The organism is Cellulomonas sp. NS3 (genome assembly GCF_024757985.1).
Taxonomy (GTDB): Bacteria; Actinomycetota; Actinomycetes; order Actinomycetales; family Cellulomonadaceae; genus Cellulomonas_A.
This window is the reverse complement of the sequence record NZ_CP103289.1, coordinates 244,192-265,905: the sequence shown is the minus strand read 5'-3', so window position 1 is coordinate 265,905 and position 21,714 is coordinate 244,192. Positions and strand designations below refer to the sequence as shown.

Below are 21,714 nucleotides of genomic sequence, written 5' to 3'. Positions count from 1 at the left end.
CAGCTCACGCGCGGGTCACCTGGACCCGGGAGCCGGACACGGCGACGACGACGACGCGCGTCCCGGGCTCGATGGTCTCGTCGGCCCACGCGAGGCGGTTCTCGAGGTCGCGCACGCCCTCCAGGCGGACCTCGCCGCCGCCGGGTCCCGTGGTCGCGGTGGTCACGCCGTACGCGCCGTCGAGCGGGGGCGGCGGGGCGTCGTCGCTCGCGGCCAGGGCCGTGATGACCCGCTGCGAGACGAGGGCGGCGACCGCGGCGAGCGCCACGGCGATGGCGTACGCCCACCCGGTGCCGAGGTCGTTCGCGACGGCGATCACCCCGGACGCGCCGAACACCACGGCGCCGATGCCGATCGCCGAGCCGGAGAGCCCGCCCTCGCCGAAGCCGACCTCGTCGAACATCTCGCCGAAGACCAGCGAGACCACGAGGAGCACGAGCCCGAGCGCTCCGAGGACGGTGAAGACGAGCACGGTGAGGACCTTCCTGGCGGGGGGCGTGTGCGCACAGTGTGGCAGCCCGCCGTCGGGCGCCGCAGCCGCTTCCCGGGCGACCCCGCGGGCCGTCCGGCGACCGGGCTGGGGGTGGGCGACGCGCACCTGGCCTGAGGAAACGCGGTGGCGGCGTGTCGGCGGCGCGCGGCACAGTGGACCTGGCCGACCGCACGCAGCGCCGTCGGGACCACGAGAGCGCGGGGAGCACGTGACCGACCCAGAGACGTCCGGCACCGGGACCTCCGCCGCACCCGGCGCGCCCCCGGCGGCGCCGAGCACGAGCCCCTTCGTGCCCGGGCTGCGCGCGACGACCCTGGGGATGCTCGCGCTCATCGCCCTCGGCGCGTTCGAGGCGCTCGCCGTCTCCACGGCGATGCCGAGCGTCGTCGCCGACCTCGGCGGGTTCGAGCTGTACGCGACCGCGTTCGCGGGGCCGGTCGCGGCGGGCGTCGTCGGGCTCACGGTCGCGGGCCTGTGGTCGGACCGCCGGTCCCCCGTCGCCCCGCTCCTCACCGGCGTCGCGCTGTTCCTGGCCGGGCTCGTCGTGGCGGGGCTCGCGGGCAGCATGCCCGTGCTCGTCGCCGGCCGCGTCGTCCAGGGCGTCGGCTCGGGGCTCTACAGCGTCGTGCTCTACGTCGTCGTCGCGCGCGTGTATCCCGAGGCCACCCGCCCGCGCGTGTTCGCGGCGTTCGCCGCGGCGTGGGTCGTCCCGGGGCTGATCGGGCCGTTCTTCGCCGGCGTGATCGTCGAGCAGCTCGGCTGGCGGTGGGTGTTCCTCGGCGTGCCGCTCCTCGCGGTCCCCGCGGTGCTCGCCCTGTGGCCCTCCCTCGCCGCGATCCGCCAGGCCCCGCCGGCGTCCTCGGACCCGTCGGGCCCCGACGCGGCCGGCAGCGTGCCGTCCGGCACGCCCGAGCAGGAGGCGTCGGACGGCGCCGACCTCGGCCCGTCCGACGCGCGCCGGTCCGACGCCCGCACCTCGACGCACCTCGTCGCCCTCTCGGTCGTCGCCGCCGTCGGCGTCCTCGCGCTGCACCACGGGGGTCAGCAGCGGGGCGCGCCGGCGCTCGCGTGGACCGTCGCGGGCGGGGTGGCCGTCGCGCTCACGCTGCCGCGCATGCTGCCGACCGGGACCCTCCGGGCGGCCCGCGGGCTGCCCACCGTCATCGCCCTCCGCGGCCTGCTCAGCGCGGCGTTCACCGCGGCCGAGGTCTTCATGCCGCTCCTGCTGCAGACGCACCGGGGCCTCGGTCCGTCGGCGGCGGGCGCGGTGCTCACGTGCGCGGCCGTCAGCTGGTCGACCGGCTCGTGGCTGCGCGGGCGCGGGTTCGGCGGGTGGTCCGACGTCCGGTGGCTGCGCGTCGGAGCCGGGGGCATGGTCGTCGGGATCGCCGTCGTCGCGCTCGTCGTGGTGCCAGCCGCTCCGGTCGCGATCGCCTACGTGGGCTGGACCGTCGCGGGGCTCGGCATGGGTCTCGCGTTCCCGACGACGTCGATCCTGACCCTCCGCCTGTCGCCGCCCGAGAGCCAGGGCGCCAACAGCTCGGCGCTCCAGATCATGGACTCGGTGAGCATCGCGCTCGTCCTGGCGCTGAGCGGCGCTCTGCTCACGGCGCTCGGCGGGCCCGCCGAGCTGCGGGCGTTCGCCGCGGGGTTCGCGCTCGCGGCGGCGGTCGCGCTCGTCGCCGCGCTCGTCTCGCACCGGACGGTGCCGCGGCGCTAGCGCCACGCGGCCGTGCCCTCACCCCGCGCGGCCGACGACGACCGTGCCGTCCACCTCCTCGTCGCGCACCACGACCGGCACGAGCCCTGCGCGGGCCATCGCGTCGGCGGTCACGGGCGCCTGGCGCTCGCTCGTCTCGATCAGCAGGTGGCCGTGCGGCGCGAGCCACCGCGGGGCGACCGCGGCCAGGCGGCGGTGCACGTCGACCCCGTCGGCACCGCCGTCGAGCGCGACGGGCGTCTCGTGCTCGCGGGCCTCGGGCGGCATGAACGCGATCTCGCCGGTGGGCACGTAGGGGGCGTTCGCGACCAGGACGTCGACCCGGCCGAGCAGCGAGCGCGGCAGCGGCGCGTCGAGGTCGCCCTCGTGCACGTGGCCCCCGACCGGCTCGACGTTCCGGCGCGCGCAGCGGACCGCGGCGGGGTCGAGGTCCGCGGCGTGCAGCTCCGCACCGGGAACGCGCGCGAGCACCGCGACACCGACGGCGCCCGTCCCGCAGCACAGGTCCACGACGACCGGGGGTCGACGCGCGTCCTCGCCGCCCGGGTGCGCGGTGCCGCCGGCGCCGGCCCGCGCACCGTCCCGGGCGTCCGACGGTCGGCCGCCCGTCGCCCCGTCCGGCCCTGCACCGTGCCGGCCGAGCCGGCGCACGGCCTCGCGCACGAGCAGCTCGGACCGCCGTCGCGGCACGAACACCCCGGGTTCGACGACGACGCGCAGCCCCGCGAAGGCGGCCCACCCGAGCACCTGCTCGAGCGGGAGCCCGGCGACCCGGCGCGCCACGAGGTCCGTGAGCTGCGCGGGCGTGCGCGCCTCCGCGAGCAGCAGGTCGGCCTCGTCCTCGGCGAACACGCACCCGGCGGCACGCAGCACGCGCACCACATCCGCGCGGGTCTCTGCGGCGGGCCCGCCGAGGTCGAGGGGTTCACGCGGGGCGGGCACGTCGGACGGTGCGGTCACGGGGGTCCTTCCGGGTCGACCGCCCGACCGTAGCGCCGCCGGGTCGCCCGACCACCGGCACCGGACCGCTCGGGCACGCGGTCAGAACCGGCGCGCCGCGATCCCCGGGTACTCGAGCACGAGCCCCGCGGCGTCGACCTCGAGGTCGCACGCGGTGTCGAACGCCGGTGCCGTGTACGCGAACCGCTCCCCCGGACCGTCGTGGTCGACGCGCGCGTACGTCTGCTCGAGCCGCTCGACGCCCAGCCCGACGGCCCGGACGTAGACGGCCGGCGCGGGCCCGCCCTCGCCGACCGCGAGGCGCAGGCGGTGCACGGGCAGCGTGTTCGTGACGGCGGAGGACTCCAGGTCGACGTCCAGGCAGCCGTCGAGGCGCGGGTCGGGCTCGCCGTCGATGCGCCAGCCGCCCGCGCCGTCGCCGTCGAGCACGAGCGTGCGCTCGCCGTCCGGTGACAGCCCACGGACGTGCGCCCGCCGCGTCGTCCAGGTGGCGTCGACGTCGATCGTCGCCTCGACGACCCACGGCTCGCCGTCCTCGACCGCGGTCGTGCACGTCGTGATCAGCCACCCACCGTCGAGGCCCGTGAGGTGCGCGACCTCGAAGCCCTCACGGGCCGTCCGGTGCTCCCAGGCGGCGAACGGCGGCGGGTCGACGAACGGGGTCATCGCCCGAGTCTTCTCGCGGACCGGACACCACGGAAGAGGCAGCGCCGTGCCGGTGTTGCGCCAGTCATGCCACCAGCGACGAGCGCGCCGACCGTGACCACCGGTCCGGGCGCGACCCCCACGAGCACGATCCCCACGAGCCCCGACACCGCGGGCACCCCGGCGGCGCTGCCCGCGCGCACCCGCCTCGGCGTCGGCCTCGTGCTGCTGCTCTCGGCGCTGACCGCGATCGGCCCCCTCACGTTCGACACCTACCTCGCCGCGTTCCCCGAGATCGGCGCCGACCTCGGCGCCTCGACGGCCGCCGTGCAGCTCACGCTCACCGCGTCGCTGGCGGGCCTCGCGCTCGGTCAGCTCTTCATCGGGTCGCTCTCGGACGCGTACGGGCGTCGGCGGCCGCTGCTCGGGGCGCTGGTGCTGTACGTGCTGGTGTCGGCGTCGATCGTGCTCGTCGAGTCGGTCGCGATGCTGACGGTGCTGCGCGTCGTCCAGGGCTTCGCGGCGGCGGCCGGGATGGTCCTGTCGATGGCGACGATCCGCGACCGGTTCGAAGGTGTCGCGGTCTCCAAGATGATGGCCCGGCTCATGCTCGTCGTCGGCGTCGCACCGGTGCTCGCGCCCACGATCGGCGCGCAGCTGCTCCGGTTCGGGTCCTGGCGCCTCGTGTTCGGCTTCCTCGCGGTCGTCGGGCTCGTCCTGCTCGTGATCGCCTCCGTGGCGCTGCGCGAGTCGCTGCCCGTCGAGAAGCGGCGCACCGGCGGCACCCGCGCGGCGCTCGGGTCCTACCGCGTGCTGCTGACGAGCCGCACGTTCCTCGGGCTGGCGTTCCTGTCCGCGACGTACATGGGCGCGATGTTCACGTACGTCTCGGCGGCTACGTTCGTGTTCCAGGACGGCTACGCGCTGTCCGCGCAGGAGTTCGGCTGGGTGTTCGCCGCGGGCGCCGCGGGCATCACCGCGGGCTCGCAGGTGTACGGCGCGCTCGTCGGGCGGTTCGAGCCCGAGCGCATCCTCGCGTGGGCGGTCGCGGCGGGCGTGCTGCTCGTCGTGGCCCTGCTCGTCGTCACGGCCGCGGGCGGCGGGTTCTGGCCGGTGACGACCCTGCTCGTGCTGGTGCTGACCACGGCGGGCTTCGTGATGCCGTCGGCGCCGGCCATCGCGCTCGCGGCGAACCCGCAGCGCGCCGGGACCGCCGCGGCCCTGCTCGGGGCGCTGCAGTTCGGCCTCGGTGCCGTGATCGCGCCGCTCACGAGCGTCGGCGGGCAGCCGACGGCGCTCCGCATGGCGGTCGTCATGACGGGGACGATCCTCGTCTCGGCGGTCCTGCTCCTCGTGACGCGGGTCGGGATGCCCGCGCGCCGGGCTCGCGCCGTCGCCGCCTGACCTCGGAGCACCACCGGCCCGGCTCGGCCCTGCGTGGCGCCGACCGGGCCGGCTCCGTCGGTGGACCGGCGGCCTGGCGCCGCCCGTGCACGGCGGCGTGGCCCGACCCGCACGACGTCCCCACCCGGCTCCTGCCTGACGTTCACCTGCCGTTCAGGCGCCTCGGCGACAGTGGGTCGTGGACAGGGCCGGCGCCGCGCCGGTCCGCCGGGAGGCCGACCACCATGACCACGACCCTGCTCGACCAGCGCGCCGCGGCGTGCCCGCCGCCGGAGCCCCTCGCCGCGGCGGACTGGCTCACGGCGACGCTGCGCCCCACGGGCGTGCTCGGCCGCGAGGACGCCGTCCGGCTCGCGGACGTCCTCGGGCCGCTCTCGTCGACCGCGTCCCTCGTCATCCTCGACCTCGGCGCGGCACGGATCGGGAGCCGACGGGTCGCCGCGGTGCTCGACGAGGCCGGCGCGCGCCTGGAGCACCGCGGCGGCGGCCTGATCTGCGTGAACGTCGACGCGGACGACCGCACGCACCTCACGGCGGCCGGCGGGCACGCCGTCGTCGTCGACGCCCCCGCAGCCGCGGGACCGGACGAGGTCGACGACCAGGACGCGTGACGGCCGGCGCGACCGGCTCCTCCACCCCCGACGATCACCCGCGGCCCGCCGTGAGCGGCCCCGCGCGGGTGGATACGATGGCGCGCGCTCGCCCGTACCCCGGGCTCGTCCGTCGGAGGGAGGGTCGTGGCCGAGACGCTCGACCCCGCGCCGGCGACCGGCGGACCGGGAGCGACGACGGCGCGGCCCGCCCGGCAGTGCGTCGCCGGGGCGCGCGAGGACCTGCGGGCCGCACCGAGCGCCCGCGACGGTGCCTCGTGATGGCGCCCTCGGCGCGGGGCGGCAGCGCGCGGCTGCGCGTCGCCGCCGTGCCCGCCGCGGCGCGCGAGACGCGGCACTGGGCGGTCGACCTCCTCACGGAGCACGGCGCCGACCCGTCCGCGGTGCGCACGGTCGAGCTGCTCGTGAGCGAGGTCGTGACGAACGCGGTCAAGTACGGGGCGGTCGCCGACGCGATCGCCGTCTCCCTGCGCTGCAGCGACGGCTCCGTGACGATCCGGGTCAGCGACGACAGCACCGTGCGTCCCGTCGTGCGCCGTGCCCGCCCGAGCGACCTCGGCGGGCGCGGGATGGAGCTCGTCGAGCGCCTCGCGGACGACTGGGGCGTCGACGTGGACGCCCGGCGCGGCAAGACGGTCTGGTTCCGGGTCGCCCTGCACTGAGCCGGGCCGGCGGGCTCCCCCGACCGTGGCTCACCGCGCGCCCGCGCTGCCCGGCCGGTAGGAATGGGCGGCATGACTGTCGTCGGACTCCATGCCTCGCACGAGCAGGTCCACCCCGCCGCGCTGCTGCGCACGGTCCAGCAGGCGCAAGCAGCGGGCTTCGGCGCCGCGATGTGCTCGGACCACCTCGCCCCGTGGAGCGAGCGCCAGGGCCAGTCGGGCTTCGCGTGGTCCTGGCTCGGCGCCGCGCTCGCCACGACCGACCTGCCGATGGGCTGCGTCAACGCGCCCGGGCAGCGCTACCACCCCGTGATCGTCGCGCAGGCGTCGGCGACGCTCGCGGCGATGTTCCCCGGGCGGTTCTGGGTCGCGCTCGGCTCGGGCGAGAACGCCAACGAGCACATCACCGGCGACCCGTGGCCGCCCAAGGCCGAGCGGGACGCCCGCCTCCGGGAGTGCGTCGACATCATCCGTGCGCTGCACGCGGGCGAGACGGTCACGCACCGCGGCCTGGTGACGGTCGACGAGGCGCGCGTCTGGACGCTCCCGGACACCCCGCCGAAGCTCATCGGCCCGGCGGTCACGTCGGCGACCGCGCGCGCGCACGCCGACTGGGCCGACGGCCTCATCACCACCAACCAGCCCGTCGAGAAGCTCCGCGAGATCGTCTCCGAGTACCGGGGTGCGGGCGGGCGCGGCGACCTCGCGCTCCAGGTGCACCTGTCCTGGGCGCACACCGAGGAGCAGGCGCTCGCGATCGCGCACGACCAGTGGCGCACCAACATCTACGACCCGCCGGTGTGCTGGGACCTCGCGACGCCGCAGCACTTCGACGTCGTCGCCGCGGACGTCCCGCCCGAGCAGGTCCGCGGGACGGTGCTCGTCTCGGCGGACGTCTCGCGGCTCGTCGACCAGATCGGCGAGCTCGTCGACGTCGGCTTCGACCAGGTCTACCTGCACCACGTGGGCCAGGAGCTCGAGGAGTTCGTCGACGTGTTCGGCGAGCGCGTCGTCCCGCAGCTCGCGGGCGCGTCGTCGGGCACGGCACCGGCCGCGTCGTCGGGCACCCCGTCCCCCGCCGCCCGGCCCGCCCACGCCGACCCGCATGACCCCCACCTCTACGCCCCCGAGCACCAGCAGCCCGGCCCGGAGGCCGAGGTGGGCCACGCATGAGGATCACCGACACCTCGGACCTGTGGTGGAAGAACGCGGTGGTCTACTGCCTCGACGTCCAGAAGTTCATGGACTGGGACGGCGACGGCACCGGCGACTTCGCGGGCCTCGCGCAGCGCATCGACCACCTCGCCGACCTCGGCGTGACGTGCCTGTGGCTCATGCCCTTCTACCCGACGGCCGACCGCGACGACGGCTACGACATCACCGACTTCTACGGCGTCGACCCCCGCCTGGGAACGCACGGCGACGTCGTCGAGATCATCCGCACCGCACGCGACCGCGGCATGCGCGTGATCGCGGACCTCGTCGTCAACCACACGTCAGACAAGCACCCGTGGTTCAAGGCCGCCCGGTCGAGCAAGGACAGCCCGTACCGCGACTACTACGTGTGGCGCTCGGACCCGCCGCCGAAGGGCACCAAGAAGGACGTCGTCTTCCCGGACCAGGAGGACAGCATCTGGGAGCTCGACGAGAAGACCGGCGAGTGGTACCTGCACCGGTTCTACAAGCACCAGCCCGACCTCAATGTCGCGAACCCCCAGGTGCGCGACGAGATCGCCAAGGTGATGGGGTTCTGGATGGAGCTCGGGCTCTCGGGCTTCCGGGTCGACGCCGTGCCGTTCCTGCTCGACGGCGCAGAGGCGAACCCGCGCGACGACCTCGTCGACCCGCACGAGTACCTGCGCTCGCTGCGCTCGTTCATGAACCGCCGCTCCGGCGACGCGATCCTGCTCGGGGAGGTCAACCTGCCGTACGAGCAGGCCGTGGAGTTCCTCGGTGGCAGCGACGGCGACGAGCTGACGATGATCTTCGACTTCCCCGGGATGCAGGCGACGTACCTCGCGCTCGCGCGGGGCGACGCGGCGCCGATCGTGGACGCGCTGAAGGCCCGGCCGCCGCTGCCGCGCGACGCGCAGTGGGCGACGTTCCTGCGCAACCACGACGAGCTCACGCTCGACAAGCTCACCGACGACGAGCGCGCCGAGGTGTTCGCGGCGTTCGGGCCCGACAAGGACATGCAGGTCTTCGGTCGCGGCCTGCGCCGCCGGCTCCCGCCGATGCTCGACGGCGACCCGCGGCGCGTCCGGATGGTCTACTCGCTGCTGTTCTCGCTGCCCGGCACCCCGACGCTGTTCTACGGCGAGGAGATCGGCATGGGCGAGAACCTGGCGTCCGAGGGCCGGCTCGCCGTGCGCACCCCGATGCAGTGGAACGCCGGCCCGAACGGCGGCTTCTCGACGGCACCGGCCTCGCGGCTCACCGCACCGGTCGTCGAGGGCGGGTTCGCCCCCGAGCACGTCAACGTCGCCGACCAGCGGCGCGACCCCGACTCGATGCTCACGTTCATGGGCCTGCTCGTGCGCCGGTACCGCGAGTGCCCCGAGCTCGGCTGGGCCACCGTGGACGTCCTCGACCAGCCGCACGCCCACGTGCTCGCCCACCGCAGCTCGTGGGGCGACGGCTCGCTCGTCGCCGTGCACAACCTCGCCGCGGAGCCGGTCACGGTGCCGCTGCACCTGCCGGACCTCGGCGCGGACGTGCGGTTCGTCGACCTGCTCGAGGACGGCATGACCCCGTGCGGCGAGGACGGCCGCGTCGAGGTCGCGCTGCCCGGGTACGGGTACCGGTGGCTGCGGGTCGTCCGGCCGGGGTCGCGCCGGCTCGTGTAGCCGGTGCGGCCGAGCCGGTACGTGCCTGCCCTGCTCGGTCGGTTCCGGTGCGTGCCGGCCGGGCTCGGTCCGCGCCGGTTCGCCCGTGCGTGCCCGTGCGTGCCCGTGCCGGGCGGTCCCGCGGTTAGAGTGCGTCGTCGTCGCTGAGATCGCGACGAGAGCGGAGCGCACGATGACGCAGGACCACCCCGGGCAGCCGGGGGACCCCCGCACGGACGAGCACGCGGCCGGACCGGACGACGGTCTTCCCGATCTCCCGCCGGACGAGCAGCTCGAGACGTTCGTCCTCGAGGCCCGCACGGTCCGCGACCACCTGGACGACCTCGCGTCGCGCGCCGGGACCCAGCTCCTCGCGGGCACCGAGATCAGCATCTCGGTGCGCCACCGCGGGCACGACCGCCTCGTCGCGACCAGCACCGCCCGCGCGGGCCTGTGCGACCAGACCGAGTACGACACGGGCGCGGGACCGTGCGTCACGGCGATGGACCTGCTCCAGGTCGTGCTCGTCCCGGACATCCTCGAGGACACGCGCTGGGCGTCGTGGCGCCGGGTCGCCCTCGACAACGGCTTCCGCTCCGCCGCCGGGATCCCCGCGCACGTCGCGGAGGGCGTCGAGCTGTCCGTGAACCTCTACTCCGAGGAGCTCGACCCCTGGGACGCTGACGTGCTCGTGCGCGGCGACGCGTTCGCGCAGCAGGTGGCCCAGACGGTGAGCCTGTGCCTCGAGGTCGCGCGCCTCACGACGGCGCACGCCGACGCGGTCGCCGCGGCGGACGCGCGGGAGACGATCAACGAGACCATCAGCCGGACGATCGCGGAGAAGCAGGGCACCGTCGCGGACGTGCTGGGCCGGCTCGCCGATCGCGACGCCTGAACCGGCGCTCGACGCCCGGCGCCCGGTCCACCGACGCGTCAGGCGCCGGACGCCCTGTCCGGCGCCCCCGGCACGTGGCTGAGCTGCTACGCGGCGTGGTCGGGCAGCCGCGCGACCTCGGAGTAGAAGCGGTCGATCTGGTGGATCGCCGCCACGAACTCCTCGAAGTCCACGGGCTTGGTGACGTACGAGCTCGCGTGCCCCGTGTACGCGTTGACGATGTCCTCCTCGCCCGACGACGTCGTCAGCACGACCACCGGGATGTGGCTCAGGGCCGGGTCGGTCTTGAGCGCGTGCAGCACCTCGCGCCCGCTCATCCGCGGCAGGTTGAGGTCGAGCAGGATGAGGTCCGGGAGCGGCGCCTCGGCGTACGCGCCCTCGTGGCGGACGTGCTCGAGCGCCTCGATGCCGTCGTTGACGACCATGAGGTCCTCGCTGCGCCCGAGGTCCGCGTACGCCTCCCGGATCATCAGGACGTCGCCCGGGTCGTCCTCGACGAGCAGGACGCGAGGGCGGCGGCGCGGGACGGCGGTGCTCACAGAGCGGCGTTCCGGGGTGGAGGTCACGCTGAAGGGTCCCACGCCGGAGACCCGGCCGCTGCGGGACGGGCATCCGGCACGACCAGGGCCTTGACCATCTACTTGCATTTTGCAAGTATCGACGTCATGAGCCTCTTCATCACCTGCCCCGTCGAGAGCGTCGAGCGCGCGACCACCTTCTACACCGGCCTCGGCTGGACCCTCAGTGCCGAGATGTCCGACCACAACGTGGCGTGCTTCGCGATCGCGCCCGAGCAGTACGTCATGCTCGGCAGCCGCGAGATGTACGCCGCCGTCGGCGGCGTCGAGGAGCTGGTGGGCGGCCCCGACACCCCCTCGAAGATCACGGTCTCCTTCGAGCTCGGGAGCCGCGAGGCGGTGGACGACCTCGTCGAGCGCGCCGGGGCCGCCGGCGGGCGGATCGGCGACACCGACGACTACCCCTTCATGTACCAGCGACAGTTCGACGACCCGGACGGGTACCACTACTCACCGTTCTGGATGAAGCCGGACACCGATCCGACGGCGTGAGCGACCTCGCCGCGGCCCTCGACGTCGTCGGAGCACGATGGGCCCTGCTCATCGTGGAGCGGCTGCTCGACGGGCCGCAGCGCTACAGCGACCTGCAGCGGGACCTGGGAGCGCCGACGAACATGCTCGCGACGCGCCTGCGCGAGCTCGAGGCGGCCGGCGTCCTGTCCCGTCTGCCCCTCCGGCACAACACCCGCGCCTACGCACTGACCGCTCGCGGACTCGCCCTGCGCGAGGCGATCGTCGCGCTCGGGCGCTGGGGCAGGGACGACGCCTAGGTGCGGCGCGGGCACGAGGTCCGGCGTGAACCTCACTCGTAGCTGATCGCCTGGAGCACCGGCAGCCGCGCCGCACGGGCACCGGGCCACACGGCGGCGAGCACCCCGACGACGACGGCCAGCGCCAGCATCGCCGCGAGGCTCGCCCAGGGCACGACGAGCGTCCCGAGGCCCTCGTCGGCGAACACCGTCGGCATCGCCGAGGCGAGCGCGACCCCGACGCCGAGCCCGACGACCGTCCCGAACACCGCGGTCAGCACCGACTCGATCGTGACGGTTCCCGCGAGCTGGAACCGGCCGAGCCCGACCGCGCGCAGCAGGCCGATCTCCCGGGTCCGCTCGATCACCGAGAGCGCGAGGGTGTTCACGATGCCGAGCACCGCGATCACGACCGAGAGCCCGAGCAGCGCGTAGAGGATCACGAGCACCTGGTCGATCTGCGCGGCGATCTGCGAGACGTACTCCTCCGAGTCGAGCACGGCGACCACCACGTACGGCTGGACGGCGCGGGTCACGCCGGCCCGGACGTCGCCCGCGTCGGCCCCGTCGTCGAACGTCACGAAGGCGGTCGACAGGAACGTCTGCTGCTCCGGGACGAGCGCGCGGAACAGGTCGGCGGGGAGCACGACCGAGGTCCCGATCGCCCGGGAGTCGATCACGGCGCCGATCTCCACGGTGCGCGCCCCGCCCACGCCGACGACCGTGAGCTCGTCGCCGACGGCCCAGCCGGCGTCGTCCGCGGCCGACTCCTGCACGGCGAGCCGTCCCGCGGCGAGCGCGTCGCCGAACGAGCCGTCGATCTCCTCGATGTCGAGGCTGCGCCCGACGGCGCCGGGCTCGATGCCCGCGACGAGCCCCGCGTCCCCCGGTCCCGGGGTCCGTCCGGCCGGGGCCACGAGGACCGACCCGGCGAGGAACGGGTCGACCGCGTCGACCCCGGGCACTCCCAGCACGTCGTCGACCGCGCCGGTCGGGATCGAGCTCGACCCGGCCGACTGGAGGATGAGGTCCGCGTTCGCCTCGGCCTCGACGATCGCGCTCGTCGACGCCTGGGCGGACGCCGCGAGGACCGCGGACGCGCCGACGAGCGCCATGCCGATCATGAGCGCGCCCGCGGTGTTCGCGGTGCGGCGGGGGTTGCGCACGACGTTGCCGCGCGCGAGCCGGCCGAGCGGGCGGACGGTCGCGACGAGCGGGAGCGCGAGCACGCCGATCGACCAGCGCGCGATCACGGGCGAGAGCAGGAGCGTGCCGATGAGGACCGCCCCGGCGCCGACGCCGAGCACGAGACCCGCGTCTGCCCCGTCGGGGGACCGGACCGACGACACGACGGCCGCGACCCCGGCGACGACCGCGAGCGACCCCAGCGCGGCCCGGACGCGCAGCGAGCGCTCGGGCACCGCGACGTCGTCGCGCATCGCCTCGACGGGCGGCACCAGAGCCGCACGGCGGGCCGGGAGCGCCGCGGCGAGCACGCTCACGACGGTCCCGACGAGGATCGAGACGACGACCGTGAACCCGTCGAGCGGGATCTCGCCCGAGAGCGCCATGCCCATACGCTCGAACACGACCTTGAGCACCTGGACCAGGCCGACGCCGCCCGCGACGCCGAGCGCCGAGCCGAGCACGCCGACCGCGGCCGCCTGCACGAGGATCGACGAGAACACCTGGGCGGGTGAGGCCCCGACGGCGCGCAGCAGCGCGAACTCACGCATCCGCTGGCGCACGGACATCGCGAACGTGTTGGCGATGATGAAGCCGCCGACGAACAGCGAGATCCCGGCGAAGACGAGCAGGAACGTCGTGACGAACCCGAGCTGGCTGTCGATCTCGGCGCGGGTGTCCTCGCGGAGCGAGTCGCCGGTGACCGCAGCCGCCTGCGCCCCCTCGGGGACGCCGGCGAGCGCCTCCTCGACCCGGTCGACGAGCTCCGCCTCGGTCACGCCGTCCTCGGCGTGCACGGCGTGCAGGGGGACGAGCCCGTCGGGCGCGTACGCGGCGGTCGCCACCTCGGCGTCGAGCAGCACGATCGTGGCACCCGCGAACGGCGTGCCCCCGGTGGCCTCGCCGACGACCTCGACGGTCCGGAGGTCGTCGCCGAGCACGACGGTCGTGGAGTCCCCGAGCGCGAGCCCCGAGCTCTCGAGCGTCGCCGCCTCGACCGCGATCTCGCCCTCGCCCTCGGGCGCGCGGCCCGCGGTGAGCTCGAGGGTGTCGTCGCGCGGGTCGTAGGCGAACGCGAAGGACGGCGCCTGGGTGCTCTGCACGGCGGTGCCGTCGGCCCCGACGAGCACGATCGGGCCCTGCAGCGCCGGGATCACGTGGTCGACGCCCTCCACACCCTCGAGCGTCGCGGCGAGCGCGAGCGGGACGGGGTTGAGCCCGGAGTCGCCGCCCGGCTGCGAGCCGCCGACCGTCTGCGTCCCCTGCACGTAGGCGTCGGCCGTCGTCGTGCTCTCGACGATGCCGGTGAACGTCGACGACAGCATCGTGCGCAGCGAGAAGGTGCCCGCCACGAACGCGACGCCGAGCGCCACGGCGAGGACCGACAGCACGAACCGCACGAGGTGCGCGCGGATGCCCCGCAGGGCCACGCGCCTCATCGTGCGGACCGGGCGGCGGTGCGCTGAGCGGCGGCGGACCGGTCCGCGGCGGACTGCGCGGCGGCGGCGAGCGCGTCGAGCACCGACGCGGGGGTCGGGTCGAGCAGCTCGCCGACGAGCAGCCCGTCGGCGAGGAACAGCACGCGGTGCGCGTAGGACGCGGCGGTCGGGTCGTGCGTGACCATGACGATCGTCTGGCCGAGCTCCTCGACGGAGCGGCGCAGGAAGCCCAGCACCTCGGCGGACGACGCGGAGTCGAGGTTGCCGGTCGGCTCGTCGGCGAACACCACGGCGGGCTGCGACACGAGCGCCCGCGCGCACGCGACACGCTGCTGCTGGCCGCCCGAGAGCTCGCTCGGCTTGTGGTGCAGGCGGTCCTGGAGCCCCACCGCGGCGACCACGGCGTCGAGGTGCGCGCGGTCGACGGGCCGCCGGGCGATGTCGAGCGGCAGCGTGATGTTCTCGAGCGCGGTCAGCGTCGGCACGAGGTTGAACGCCTGGAACACGAACCCGAGGCGCGTGCGGCGCAGCCTCGTCAGCCTGCGCTCGTTCATCCGGCTGACCTCGTCGCCGTCGACGACGACCGTGCCCGACGTGGGCCGGTCGAGGCCCGCCATGCAGTGCATGAGCGTCGACTTGCCCGAGCCCGAGGGGCCCATGATCGCGGTGAGCTCGCCGCGCCGGAACTCGACGTCGACGCCGGCGAGCGCGTGCACCGCGGTGTCGCCGTCACCGTACGTCTTGCGGAGCTCGCGCGCGTACGCGATCGCCGTCGCCGTGGGCGGCGTCGGCGGGCTCGTGGGGGTGCTCGTGGTGGCCGGGCTCGTCGGGCTGGCGGTGCTGCTCATGCGGGAGGCCCCTCGGTGGGTCGGACTGCTGCCGTCCCTCATCGTGGCCCGCCGGGGCGGCGCGGGCGATGGGGGAACCCCCTGGTCAGGCCCCTGCCCGCCCCTGAGCGCACCCCCGGGGGCGGCCCCGCGGGCGGCCCCGCGGGCGGCCCCGCGGGCGGCCCCGCGGGCGGCCTCAGAGGCGCTCGTCGGACCGTCCACCGGGTCCCCCGAATTGCTGTGGCGCACGTCACATCATGCGCCTAGCCTGACGTCAGGCGCAGGGACGGGGGCCGACGATGATGTGGTCGTTGCTGGTGGTCTTCCTGGGCCCCGCCGTGCTCTTCGGAGCCCTCATGGCGCTCTTCCCGTCCCCCGAGGAGCCGGCCCCGTGGCGCGTGCGCCTCGCGCGCGTGCTCGAGCGCGGCGCCGACCGCCTGCGCCGGCGGGAACCCGGACCGCCCGACCCGTTCGTCGCGCTGCGCCTGCAGACCCGGCTCGGCGTCGTCGCCGACCACGCGCGCGCGCTCGAGGGCGAGCCCCGGACGTTCGCGCTCGCCGAGCGCGTCATCGCCACGCAGCTGGCCTACGACCAGCTGCTCGCCGAGGCGTGCCGGCTCGCGGGCGTCGAGGTCCTGCAGCGCGCCAAGGGCGACCCGCAGGAGCGGTTCCGCGAGGAGGTCGAGCTCGCGGCCCGGGGCTGGAGCTGGTGAGGTCGCGTGCGGCGGGCGGACCGCCCCCGGGCGTCCGTCCCGGTTCGTGGCGCGCACGGCGGTGATGTCGGCATTCTCACCCGGCGCGTTCGTCCCGGTTCGTCCGCGCGTGTCCCGGTCGGGCCGGCCGCGGCCGTCGGAGCCCGCTTACCTCGGCGACGATCCCGGCTTACGGTCGGGGCATGACCGTGACACGCGCGCAGGAGGCGGAGGACACCCGCGTCGACGTCGTGCGCCGGCTCGGCGTGCTCGACACCCCGCGCGAGGAGCGGTTCGAGCGCGTCGTGCGCCTCGCGCAGAGCCTCTTCGGCGTCGAGAAGGTCGCCGTCGCGCTCGTCGACCGCGACCGCGTCTTCCACAAGGCCGGCGTCGGCATCGACGCTCGGGTGCACCCGCGCGAGGCGTCGTTGTCCGCGCTCGCCATCGAGCACCCCGACCTGCTCGTCGTCGAGGACGCGCGCGAGGACGCCCGGTTCCGCGACAACCCCTACGTGACCGGTCCGATGGGCATCCGGTTCTTCGCGGGCCAGCCCCTGCACGGGCAGGCCGGGTACCGGGTGGGCACTCTGTGCCTCGCCGACTCCACGCCCCGCACCTTCGGGGAGGAGGACGCGCGGCTGCTGCGCGACCTCGCGCTGTGGGTCGAGAAGGAGCTGCTGGTCCACGAGGAGCTCGAGCGCGCGTCCCAGGTCCAGGCCGGGCTGCTGCCCCGCAGCATGCCGGACCTGCCGGGCTACGAGGTGTCGGGCCGCTGCCTTCCCGCGCGGGCCGTCGGCGGGGACTTCTACGACTGGCACCCCGTCGCCGGCGGCGTCGCGCTCACGCTCGCGGACGTCATGGGCAAGGGCGGCGGCGCGGCGATCATCGCGGCGACCGTGCGCGCGGTCCTGCGCAGCTCGGCGCGGCGGGGGGACGTCGCCGCCTCGCTCGCGGACGCCGAGGCCGCCCTCGAGGCCGACCTCCTGCGCACCGGCAGCTTCGTGACCGCGTTCCACGGGAAGATCGACCCCGAGGCGCACGTCCTGACCTGGTGCGACGCCGGCCACGGGCTCACGCTGCTGCTCCGCGCCGACGGCACGACCGAGCGGCTCGCGTCGCAGGGCCCGCCGCTCGGCGCGGTCCCCGGCACCGAGCGGGTTGCGGCCCGGGTGCCGCTCGAGCCCGGCGACCTCGTGCTCACGCTGAGCGACGGCGTGCTCGACGCGCTCGACGCCTCCGGCGGGACCCTCGAGGCGCTCGCCGTCGTCGAGAGTGCGGCGCGCGGCGCGCCGTCCGCGCACGAGGCCGTCGCGCAGGTGCTGTGGGCGCTCGGGGCGAACGACCGGCCCGACGACCTGACGATCCTGGCCCTGCGCCGCGAGACGGACTGAGCCCGGCCGGGTCAGGCTTGCTCGACGCAGTCGCGCACGAGGTCCACGACCGCGGGTTCCCCGGCGTCGTGCGCCGAGAGGTTGACCGCCACCCGGCCGTGCGGCGGCAGGAGCCCGCCGCGCGCGGGGTCAGCCCGCGCGGACCGAGAGCGTGCTCGACCCGTCCGGCAGGTGCCGGACCTCGATCCGGTCGGCGATCGACTGCTTGAGCGTCTCGACGTGCGACACCACGCCGATCACGCGGCCCCCGGCGCGCAGCCGCCCGAGCTCGGCGAGCACCACGTCGAGCGTGTGGGGGTCGAGCGAGCCGAAGCCCTCGTCGACGAACAGCGTCCCGAGGTCCATGCCCCCCGCCTCGGCGGTGACCACGTCGGCCATGCCCAGCGCGAGGCACAGCGACACGTAGAACGTCTCGCCGCCCGAGAGGGTCCGCGGGTCGCGCTCGAGGCCCGTCGAGTGGTCGACGACCCGCATCGACAGCCCGGTGCGGCGCGTGCGCACGTCCTCGCGCTCGTCGCTGCGCACGAGCTCGTAGCGCCCGTCGGACATCAGGAGCAGGCGGTCGTTCGCGGCGGCGACGACGTCCTCGAAGCGGCGGACCAGCACGTACGTCGCGAGCGTGAGCGCGCGGGAGTTGTCCGAGCCGCTCGCCGTGGCGAGGTTCGCCATCCGCAGGACCGGACCGGCGTCGGCGTGCGCGCGGGCCAGCGTGGCGACGGCGGCCTCGACCTGCGCGAGCGCGGAGCCGGCGAGCGCGGCCTGCTGCTCGGCGACGGCGGCCGCACCGGCCGCGGCCGAGGCGGCGGAGCGGCACCCCTCGCAGGTTGCGCGGGCCTCCTCGACCTCGCGCCGGGCGTCCGTGGCGGCGGCCGCGTCCTCGGGCAGACCGGCCAGGGCGGGGTCGGCGAGCGCGTCGCGCACCCGCAGCACCGCCGCGTCGTGCCGCTGGACGCGCGCGTCGAGCGCGGCCAGCTCGTCGGCGCGCAGCAGCGCCGAGCGCACGTCGTCGGTGTCCAGGAAGCCCTGCTCGGTCACGGCGTCCGCGAGCTCGGCGCGTCGCCGGCCCCGGTCGGCGCGGGCCTGGGCGACGGCCGTGAGCGCGTCGAGCACGGTGGTCGCCGCTTCGACGCGCACGAGCTGCGCGGCGCGCCGGGCAGCCACCGTCGGGTGGTCGCCGCGGGCGTCGAGCACCTCGCGCTCGTCGCGGGCGACCTCCTGCTCGCGGGCCGTGAGGCGCTCCGCCTCGGACGCGCACAGCGTCTCGAGCTCGGCCCGGGCGGACCGGGCGCGCTCGGTCTCGTCGTCGTGCGCGACGAGGGCCGCCTCCGCACGTCCGAGCGCCGCGACGCCGTCGTGGGCCATGGTGACGAGCAGCCGCGCCTCGTCGAGCCGGTCCTGCGCCTCGGCCGGCGTGAGGTCGCCCGCCTGCTCGCGCAGGCCCGCGAGGCGCTCGGTGAGCGTCGCGACCTCGGCTGCGCGCTCGTCGAGCACGCCGGTCGCCGAGACGCGGGCGTGCTCGGCGGCCTCGACCTCCTCGGCGCTCGCGTGGTCGGGGCTCAGCGCGGCCTTGGCCGGGTGCTCCGTCCCGCCGCAGACCGGGCACGGCTCGTCGTCGGCGAGCGTCGCGGCGAGCTCCCCGGCGATGCCCGCGATCCGGGCGGCGCGCACGGCGGCCTCGCGCTCGACGGCGGTCCGGGCGGCCTGCGCGGCGGCGTCGCGGCGCCGCGTGACGGCCTCGAGGTCGGTGCGCGTCCGCTCGCTCGTCCGGACCGCCGCGAGGACCTGCTCGGCGGCGGTGAGCTGCGCGCGCCGGCCGGGCAGCTCGGCGACGAGCCCGCGCGCACCCTCGACGGCCGCGACGATCTCGGCGCGCTCGACCGGGCGCGTCGCGAGCTCCTCGGTCAGCCGCGCGCGCTCGGCGCGGGACGCCGCGAGCGTCGTCCGGAGGTCCTCGACGCCGCGGCGGCGGTCCGGCAGCCCGGACTCGAGCTCCGTGAGCCGCGCGAGCGTCGCCGCGAGATCGGCCGCGCGCGCCCGCTCGGCCTCGAGCTCGTGGGTCAGCGCGGGGCCGGCGTGGCCGTGCGCGTCCTCGGCGTCGCCGGGGAGCGTCGCCGCGCGGTGCCCGAGCAGCCCGAACACGCGGGCGTGCTGCGGCACGAGACCCGCCGGTGCGGCGTCGACCGCGGCGTGCACGGCCTTCTCGGCGCTCGCGACCTCGGTGAGCGCGGCGTCGACACCGGCGAGCAGCGCCCGGACCACCGCGGCACGGCGAGCCCGGTCCCGGCGGGCGACCTCCTCGGTGTGCTCGTCCGCCCGTGCGGCGAGCTCGTCCCGCTCGGCCCGCAGCGCGGCGCGGCGCGTGAGCAGCTCGACGGTCCGCTCGGCCGCCCCGACCCGGGTCTCGGCCTCGGTCAGGGCGCGGCGCGCCTCGGTGTCCCACGCCGACGCCTCGAGCGACCCCGCCTCGAGCAGCCCGGCGCACCGGCGAGCGGCGTCGGCGGTCTCGAGCGCGGCGTCGTCGGCCAGCGCGCGCAGCTCGTCTGCGCTCTCGCCGTCGAGCCCGGCCGCGCCGACGAAGTGCGCGGTCGCCGTGACGAGCTGCGCGCGCGCCTCACCGGTCGCGCGCAGCGCCTCACGGCGCAGCTCCTCGAGCCGACGCTGCAGCCGCTCGTAGACCTCCGTGCCGAAGATCTTCTGCAGCAGCCCGCGGCGGTGCTCGGGGTCGGCGCGCAGGAAGCTCGCGAACTCGCCCTGCGGCAGCACGATCGTCTGCACGAACTGCGCGCGGTCGAGGCCCACCACGCGCTGCAGCTCGGCGCCGGCCTCGTCGAGCCGGGTCGAGACGATCTCCCCCTCGGGGGCGGCCCCCGGACCCGCGAGGTCGCCGCCGCCCGCCTCCGCCGGGCTCTCGGCCGGCAGCCGCCACAGCTTCACGGTGGCCTGCTGGCGCGCGGTGCCCGTGCCGCGCTTCTTCGGTCGGTCGTACGCGGGGGTGCGGCGCACGCGGAAGACCCCGGCGGACGTCTCGAACACGAGGTCGACGACGCTCTCGTCGTCGGGCCCCGCGAACCCGGACCGCAGCCGGTCCTCGCTCGTCGACGCCGAGGCGACCTTGCCGTACAGCGCGAACACGATCGCGTCGATGAGCGTCGACTTGCCCGCGCCCGTGGGGCCCTCGAGCAGGAAGAGCCCGGACGCGCCGAGCTGCGCGAAGTCGACCGTGAACCGCCCCGCGAACGGGCCGATGGCCTGGAGCGTGAGCGTGCGCAGGTACATCAGGCGCTCCGGTCCAGCGCGACGACGTCCTCGTACGCGCGCCGCAGGACGGTCCGCTCGGCCTCCGTCGGCTCGGCGCCGCACACGTGCGCGACGAACTCCGCCGCCACCTCGAGCGGGTCGTGCGCCGCGGTGACCTGCGTCGCGGCGCGCTCCGTACCCGTGCGCTCGGGCGGCCGGTGCTGAATCACGAGCGCGTGCGCGAACCGCTCGCGGACGCGGCGGAACAGGTCGGGCGGCCGGTGCGCGTCCGTGACGGTCACGCGCAGCCAGTCCTCGGTGTGCGCCGCGCCGGCCGGGCCGAGCAGGTCCTCGAGCGGGCCGGACAGCTCGGCGAGGCGGCGCGGCACGGGCGCCGGGAGCAGGGTCACGATGGGTGCGCCGCCGCCGGGGGGCAGCTCGACGAGCGTCGTGGACTTGGCCTGGCGGAGCTCGGAGAAGGAGTAGGCGAGCGGAGAGCCCGAGTACCGCAGCACCGGGTGGACACCGCCCGCACCGCCGGTCCCGCCCGCCCTGCCGGCCCGGTCAGCGCCGTCGGTCCGGTCCGCGCCGTCAGTCCTGCCCGCCGCGTCGGTCCCGCTCCCGCCGCCGGCCCCGCCTGCACCACCCACGAGCTGCGGACCGTGCAGGTGCCCGAGCGCGACGTAGTCGACCCCGTGGAAGACCCCGGCGGGCACGTGGTCCACGCCGCCGACGCGGATGTCGCGCTCGGAGTCGCTCGGCTCCCCGCCGATCACGAACGCGTGCGCCATCACGACCGAGCGCGGGGCGGGCCGGCCCGCGGCGGACGCCTCGGCGGCCCGGCGGGCCAGGTCGGCGCGCACGAGCGCCGTCGCCGCGGTCATGACCGACTCGTGCGACCGGGCGGGCGCGTCGAGCCGGTGCCGCACGACGTCGGGGTCGAGGTACGGCAGCGCGTACACGAGCGCGTCGCCGTCGTCCGAGGGGAGCACGACGGGCGTCGCGAGGTCGCCGACCTGCGCGCGGACCCGCACGCGCTCGCGCATGAGCTCGGCGCCGAAGCCGAGCCGCGCCGCGGAGTCGTGGTTGCCGGGGGTCAGGACGACGGTCGTGTGCTCCGCGAGGCGCGCGAGCGTCGCGGAGAGGAGCTGGACGGCCTCGACGGGCGGGATCGCGCGGTCGTAGACGTCGCCGGCGACGAGCACCGCGTCGACCGGGTCGGTGCGCACGACGTCGACGAGGTGCTCGAGGTACGCGGCCTGGTGGTCGAGCAGGTCGACGCCGTGCAGGGTGCGGCCCAGGTGCCAGTCGGAGGTGTGCAGGAGCCGCATGCCTCGAAACTAACCGACACCACCGACGCTGCCTGCGCGGGCCGCGCGGGTGGGCTCGGCCGGGACGGTC

At 76.0% G+C, this 21,714-nt stretch carries 20 protein-coding genes; 12 read left to right on the top strand and 8 right to left on the bottom strand.

Annotated elements, in window-relative coordinates; genetic code table 11:
* Positions 1–4: 4 nt before the first annotated feature.
* Complete coding sequence (locus tag NXY84_RS01270; RefSeq protein ID WP_258725381.1) at positions 5–472, bottom strand: hypothetical protein; 468 nt, start codon at positions 470–472, stop codon at positions 5–7.
* A 229-nt stretch (positions 473–701) separates the two neighbouring features.
* Between NXY84_RS01270 and NXY84_RS01265 the strand changes: the two genes are divergently transcribed.
* Positions 702–2,213 (top strand): MFS transporter, encoded by a 1,512-nt coding sequence (locus NXY84_RS01265; protein WP_258725380.1) that lies wholly within the window; start codon positions 702–704, stop codon positions 2,211–2,213.
* A gap of 18 nt (positions 2,214–2,231) precedes the next feature.
* On the opposite strand, the gene NXY84_RS01260 is transcribed toward NXY84_RS01265, so the two are convergent.
* Positions 2,232–3,095, bottom strand: coding sequence for a methyltransferase (locus NXY84_RS01260; RefSeq protein WP_258727086.1), 864 nt, complete (start codon positions 3,093–3,095; stop codon positions 2,232–2,234).
* 159 nt (positions 3,096–3,254) lie between these two features.
* Positions 3,255–3,839 carry a putative glycolipid-binding domain-containing protein gene (locus NXY84_RS01255; RefSeq protein ID WP_258725379.1) on the bottom strand — a complete coding sequence of 195 codons (585 nt, stop codon included), beginning with the start codon at positions 3,837–3,839 and terminating at the stop codon, positions 3,255–3,257.
* Between the two features lie 93 nt (positions 3,840–3,932).
* Between NXY84_RS01255 and NXY84_RS01250 the strand changes: the two genes are divergently transcribed.
* The 7 genes from NXY84_RS01250 (at position 3,933) to NXY84_RS01220 (ending at position 10,215) form a co-directional block, all read left to right on the top strand.
* Positions 3,933–5,222: a multidrug effflux MFS transporter gene (locus tag NXY84_RS01250; RefSeq protein ID WP_258725378.1), complete on the top strand. Its 1,290-nt coding sequence runs from the start codon at positions 3,933–3,935 to the stop codon at positions 5,220–5,222.
* A 224-nt stretch (positions 5,223–5,446) separates the two neighbouring features.
* The gene (locus NXY84_RS01245; RefSeq protein ID WP_258725377.1) at positions 5,447–5,833 is read left to right on the top strand and encodes a hypothetical protein; all 387 of its coding nucleotides are present in this window, start codon (positions 5,447–5,449) and stop codon (positions 5,831–5,833) included.
* Between the two features lie 126 nt (positions 5,834–5,959).
* Positions 5,960–6,094: a hypothetical protein gene (locus NXY84_RS01240; protein ID WP_258725376.1), complete on the top strand. Its 135-nt coding sequence runs from the start codon at positions 5,960–5,962 to the stop codon at positions 6,092–6,094.
* A complete protein-coding gene (locus tag NXY84_RS01235; protein ID WP_258725375.1) occupies positions 6,094–6,495 on the top strand; it encodes an ATP-binding protein in 402 nt (133 codons plus the stop codon). Before NXY84_RS01240 ends, NXY84_RS01235 begins: the two co-directional genes overlap by 1 nt.
* A gap of 72 nt (positions 6,496–6,567) precedes the next feature.
* Complete coding sequence (locus NXY84_RS01230) at positions 6,568–7,668, top strand: TIGR03885 family FMN-dependent LLM class oxidoreductase (protein ID WP_258725374.1); 1,101 nt, start codon at positions 6,568–6,570, stop codon at positions 7,666–7,668.
* Positions 7,665–9,341: an alpha-amylase family protein gene (locus NXY84_RS01225; protein ID WP_258725373.1), complete on the top strand. Its 1,677-nt coding sequence runs from the start codon at positions 7,665–7,667 to the stop codon at positions 9,339–9,341. Before NXY84_RS01230 ends, NXY84_RS01225 begins: the two co-directional genes overlap by 4 nt.
* Before the next feature lie 172 nt (positions 9,342–9,513).
* On the top strand, positions 9,514–10,215 hold the full coding sequence (locus NXY84_RS01220) for a GAF domain-containing protein (protein ID WP_258725372.1): 702 nt from the start codon (positions 9,514–9,516) through the stop codon (positions 10,213–10,215).
* Between the two features lie 86 nt (positions 10,216–10,301).
* Here NXY84_RS01220 and NXY84_RS01215 read toward each other — a convergent pair whose 3' ends face one another.
* Entirely contained in the window at positions 10,302–10,754 is a 453-nt protein-coding gene (locus NXY84_RS01215) for a response regulator (RefSeq protein ID WP_258725371.1), read from the bottom strand.
* A gap of 126 nt (positions 10,755–10,880) precedes the next feature.
* Here NXY84_RS01215 and NXY84_RS01210 point away from each other — a divergent pair, with 126 nt between their 5' ends.
* Together NXY84_RS01210 and NXY84_RS01205 are read left to right on the top strand one after the other, a co-directional pair.
* Complete coding sequence (locus tag NXY84_RS01210) at positions 10,881–11,285, top strand: VOC family protein (RefSeq protein ID WP_258725370.1); 405 nt, start codon at positions 10,881–10,883, stop codon at positions 11,283–11,285.
* Positions 11,282–11,563 carry a winged helix-turn-helix transcriptional regulator gene (locus NXY84_RS01205; RefSeq protein ID WP_258725369.1) on the top strand — a complete coding sequence of 94 codons (282 nt, stop codon included), beginning with the start codon at positions 11,282–11,284 and terminating at the stop codon, positions 11,561–11,563. Before NXY84_RS01210 ends, NXY84_RS01205 begins: the two co-directional genes overlap by 4 nt.
* A gap of 32 nt (positions 11,564–11,595) precedes the next feature.
* Here NXY84_RS01205 and NXY84_RS01200 read toward each other — a convergent pair whose 3' ends face one another.
* Together NXY84_RS01200 and NXY84_RS01195 are read right to left on the bottom strand one after the other, a co-directional pair.
* Positions 11,596–14,166, bottom strand: coding sequence for an ABC transporter permease (locus NXY84_RS01200; RefSeq protein WP_258725368.1), 2,571 nt, complete (start codon positions 14,164–14,166; stop codon positions 11,596–11,598).
* The gene (locus NXY84_RS01195; protein ID WP_258725367.1) at positions 14,163–15,014 is read right to left on the bottom strand and encodes an ABC transporter ATP-binding protein; all 852 of its coding nucleotides are present in this window, start codon (positions 15,012–15,014) and stop codon (positions 14,163–14,165) included. The genes NXY84_RS01200 and NXY84_RS01195 overlap by 4 nt, the downstream gene beginning before the upstream one ends.
* A 278-nt stretch (positions 15,015–15,292) precedes the next feature.
* Between NXY84_RS01195 and NXY84_RS01190 the strand changes: the two genes are divergently transcribed.
* Both NXY84_RS01190 and NXY84_RS01185 read left to right on the top strand, forming a co-directional pair.
* Positions 15,293–15,706, top strand: a complete 414-nt coding sequence (locus NXY84_RS01190; RefSeq protein WP_258725366.1) for a hypothetical protein — start codon at positions 15,293–15,295, stop codon at positions 15,704–15,706.
* A 182-nt stretch (positions 15,707–15,888) separates the two neighbouring features.
* On the top strand, positions 15,889–17,076 hold the full coding sequence (locus NXY84_RS01185; RefSeq protein ID WP_258725365.1) for a PP2C family protein-serine/threonine phosphatase: 1,188 nt from the start codon (positions 15,889–15,891) through the stop codon (positions 17,074–17,076).
* Between the two features lie 129 nt (positions 17,077–17,205).
* Here the strand turns inward: NXY84_RS01185 and NXY84_RS01180 are convergent, their stop codons facing one another.
* A complete protein-coding gene (locus tag NXY84_RS01180) occupies positions 17,206–20,352 on the bottom strand; it encodes an AAA family ATPase (protein WP_258725364.1) in 3,147 nt (1,048 codons plus the stop codon).
* Positions 20,352–21,644, bottom strand: a complete 1,293-nt coding sequence (locus NXY84_RS01175; protein ID WP_258725363.1) for an exonuclease SbcCD subunit D — start codon at positions 21,642–21,644, stop codon at positions 20,352–20,354. Before NXY84_RS01175 ends, NXY84_RS01180 begins: the two co-directional genes overlap by 1 nt.
* Between the last annotated feature and the right edge of the window lie 70 nt (positions 21,645–21,714).

What these genes read in the sequence shown, in the direction of transcription:
- NXY84_RS01185 (WP_258725365.1), top strand. Translation starts at nt 15,889, where the DNA reads ATGACCGTGACACGCGCGCAGGAGGCGGAGGACACCCGCGTCGACGTC.
- NXY84_RS01175 (WP_258725363.1), bottom strand. Translation starts at nt 21,644, where the DNA reads ATGCGGCTCCTGCACACCTCCGACTGGCACCTGGGCCGCACCCTGCAC.
- NXY84_RS01200 (WP_258725368.1), bottom strand. Translation starts at nt 14,166, where the DNA reads ATGAGGCGCGTGGCCCTGCGGGGCATCCGCGCGCACCTCGTGCGGTTC.
- NXY84_RS01195 (WP_258725367.1), bottom strand. Translation starts at nt 15,014, where the DNA reads ATGAGCAGCACCGCCAGCCCGACGAGCCCGGCCACCACGAGCACCCCC.
- NXY84_RS01245 (WP_258725377.1), top strand. Translation starts at nt 5,447, where the DNA reads ATGACCACGACCCTGCTCGACCAGCGCGCCGCGGCGTGCCCGCCGCCG.
- NXY84_RS01210 (WP_258725370.1), top strand. Translation starts at nt 10,881, where the DNA reads ATGAGCCTCTTCATCACCTGCCCCGTCGAGAGCGTCGAGCGCGCGACC.
- NXY84_RS01180 (WP_258725364.1), bottom strand. Translation starts at nt 20,352, where the DNA reads ATGTACCTGCGCACGCTCACGCTCCAGGCCATCGGCCCGTTCGCGGGG.
- NXY84_RS01220 (WP_258725372.1), top strand. Translation starts at nt 9,514, where the DNA reads ATGACGCAGGACCACCCCGGGCAGCCGGGGGACCCCCGCACGGACGAG.
- NXY84_RS01235 (WP_258725375.1), top strand. Translation starts at nt 6,094, where the DNA reads ATGGCGCCCTCGGCGCGGGGCGGCAGCGCGCGGCTGCGCGTCGCCGCC.
- NXY84_RS01190 (WP_258725366.1), top strand. Translation starts at nt 15,293, where the DNA reads ATGATGTGGTCGTTGCTGGTGGTCTTCCTGGGCCCCGCCGTGCTCTTC.
- NXY84_RS01225 (WP_258725373.1), top strand. Translation starts at nt 7,665, where the DNA reads ATGAGGATCACCGACACCTCGGACCTGTGGTGGAAGAACGCGGTGGTC.
- NXY84_RS01230 (WP_258725374.1), top strand. Translation starts at nt 6,568, where the DNA reads ATGACTGTCGTCGGACTCCATGCCTCGCACGAGCAGGTCCACCCCGCC.
- NXY84_RS01255 (WP_258725379.1), bottom strand. Translation starts at nt 3,839, where the DNA reads ATGACCCCGTTCGTCGACCCGCCGCCGTTCGCCGCCTGGGAGCACCGG.